The sequence below is a fragment of the Xenorhabdus sp. SGI246 genome (assembly GCF_040838225.1).
Classification (GTDB): Bacteria; Pseudomonadota; Gammaproteobacteria; order Enterobacterales; family Enterobacteriaceae; genus Xenorhabdus; species Xenorhabdus indica.
This window is the reverse complement of record NZ_JBFPEZ010000089.1, coordinates 1-2,645: the sequence shown is the minus strand read 5'-3', so window position 1 is coordinate 2,645 and position 2,645 is coordinate 1. Positions and strand designations below refer to the sequence as shown.

Sequence of the window (2,645 nt, the reverse complement as noted above, 5' to 3'; positions counted from 1 at the left end):
AAATCGTTGTCGCTGCAAGGGCCGCGGCTTGGTGCTTGATGAGGAACAGACCGCATTACAGGGTATACCCGTTCATAAAATCTGCCCGCGCTGCTCTGGGCGGGGTTACAGCAAAGTGCCCTCGTCAGTGGCTTATACAGCAATCAAGGCTTACTTGCCTGAACTGAATGAAAGAACGTGGCGGCGGAACTGGAAACCCTTTTATCAAAAGCTGGTGGAGAAGTGTTACACAGAAGAGAAACGGGCAGCAGAAGTATTTGAAGCGGTGACAAAATAAACCGTTGCATTTTGTCCGGCCTTGGCCTAATATTTTCAAATAGTGGGAACTTGTATCTATACTCACTATGAATTTTCAGACCTCGCCTCGGCGGGGTTTTTTGTTTTTGAGATAAAATGAACTTTATTATGATAACTATCATTCTTTTGATGATTATTAATAGATTCTAAAACTTTCTTTTTATCTGATTTAAGTTATCAGCGCTGTCCTTATTTTAATATGGCGGATTCAGATATTGTGTGGGTAATATCTGGGCGATGTTTGAAATAATTAATCCATATAAATAAGGTAATTGCTATGATAAATAAAAAAGCAAGCGTTTTTGCTGGCTTAGTTTTGTCTTTGTTCGCGGGTACTGGAGTGGCTGCGGAGACAAAAGAGGCTGACAATATTGGTATAGTTCATCAAAGTAATTTTCACTGCACAAAGTTTGTGACTTCCGGTAATTATATCGGAAAACTGGCTTACACTGTTTCTTTGGACAGTTTGGTTCACGATGCTTATTGGTTTGTGAGTCTGGAGTCCGGTGATGAAGGATGCATTTTTGTTCATCAAGCAAACGCGAGACATAGTAAAATTGTTCATGATGCTTTTGTTCAAGGTAAAATTGTGAAAATTAAACTTGAAGCAGAAAGTTGGATAAAAGCAATAGTTTATTAATTTTAATACATAGAGTTTAATGAATTTACCTAAATGTTTTATTATTAAACCAGCATGTCATTTTGCTGGTTTTTACTTTTCTCTATTTCAGTGATTATTTATGAGTGCTCATTGAAATGTGGGGAATGCCAGGGCTGACTGGCTGCTTAGATACTGTGTGCTTAACTGCTACCTGAAAGACTGACCAATATTCACTTATCGTGTGCGGGATGGTATGACTTGGTGCCTCATATCGGAGATCAGCGCCGACCTCCACAACCAGTAGTCAACTCAGAGTTGACAACTCATTCAAGGCTGCGCTATTTGCGTGGCCTTTTTGTTTTGAGTGGGTAGTCGTAATCTATTTTGTTAGTAACAAATTGAATATAAAACAGTGATAAAGCTCTTGTATGGCACTCTTTACATTTGCAAATCTGGTTTTTATTTAATATGCTAGCAACACAGATTTGATAGTTTTGGGAATGAAGAGGCGGCTCCCAAAAGTTTAACCGCCAAGTTGGTCACTTCGACTTAGGTCTGGGACTCCAACCATGTCGGCTGAGAGGTCGGCGCCTACTTTTTTCTTTTTCTTACGGGAAGTGGTACGGATAATTGTACGTTTCTTGTTTCTATATCTCTTGACCCAAGCGTTTTATCATAAAAAAACCAGATATTAAATTTTCTCTCTTTTGGCCATGTGTCGTGGCAGAGCGTTTTCCATCCAAGGTGTCCCGCGATTTTTTCCACTAACTGTATCTTTGTGTCTGACGATATTTTTTTTTGATATGAACTCATTATTGCTCCAAGGAAAAAATCAGATATCTGGATATTCTCTGAGACTTTTGAATCCTTTGTCACTACAGAGCTAATAATATTTTTTCTACCAAATTGTTTTAATAGGGTGTTATTTGCGATTACATGAAAAGCCTCATCTGCTTTTTTATACCTGGATGCTATTGGGTCGACTTCTATACGGAAAAAACAATCACGCTCAGGATGTGCTGCAATAACATTACCTATTTTCGTGGAAATTAATTTCGTGAAGTGTTTTCTCATTGCCAAGTCGTAATCGCCATCATGAAATGCCTTATTGACCATAGATTTTTCTATAACAATGCAATGAAAAGCCAACCAAGGATTCTGGAAGAAAACATCAACTAACTCTTTGTAAAAATCGGCGTATTTCTTGGAGTTAGCTTTTTTCCATTTGATTTCTTCATAGTACCTATGTTTGTCTCTTAGTTCTCTAATGATGCGGGAGAAATCACCTCTGCGTTGATACTTCATCCATAGGCTACCAAAGCCATAAAAGCGCTGTCCATCTATACCTGATTCATCACAAGCCACATGCCAGATTAGTTTTCCGGGGTCTCTCATGAAAGATCCTTCTGTATAAAAGATTCATAGTGATTAATTTGCCTATTAAATCACATGCATAACTAATTGATAAGGATCGTTTTAGTCAAAAATCACAAAGAGTGGTGCTTTGTTCTTGGATAGTTAGCTCGATCATAAAATTAACAACGCATTCGCCGCCGCAACATCTCAACACGCCAATCTTGTTTCGGTTGGAATTCTATTCATTACATGGTCGCTACGGCGGCCTTTTTGTTTTCTGTTCGCACCAAGAAAGGGAGGCGAAACGGTGAAATACATGGGGAGTAAATCCCGTATCGCGAAACATATCGCCCCCTTCATTCTGGAGCATTTATTAACCCGGTGTGCAAAT

The 2,645-nt window shown here is 39.0% G+C and carries 3 protein-coding genes; 2 read left to right on the top strand and 1 reads right to left on the bottom strand.

The window, feature by feature from the left end:
• Positions 1-277 (top strand): antitermination protein (locus tag ABLA85_RS16915; protein ID WP_367965520.1); only part of this gene is annotated, 277 nt, incomplete at its 5' end.
• Between the two features lie 297 nt (positions 278-574).
• A complete protein-coding gene (locus ABLA85_RS16910) occupies positions 575-937 on the top strand; it encodes a hypothetical protein (protein WP_367965519.1) in 363 nt (120 codons plus the stop codon).
• A 552-nt stretch (positions 938-1,489) separates the two neighbouring features.
• On the opposite strand, the gene ABLA85_RS16905 is transcribed toward ABLA85_RS16910, so the two are convergent.
• The gene (locus ABLA85_RS16905) at positions 1,490-2,293 is read right to left on the bottom strand and encodes a DUF3800 domain-containing protein (RefSeq protein WP_099118338.1); all 804 of its coding nucleotides are present in this window, start codon (positions 2,291-2,293) and stop codon (positions 1,490-1,492) included.
• Between the last annotated feature and the right edge of the window lie 352 nt (positions 2,294-2,645).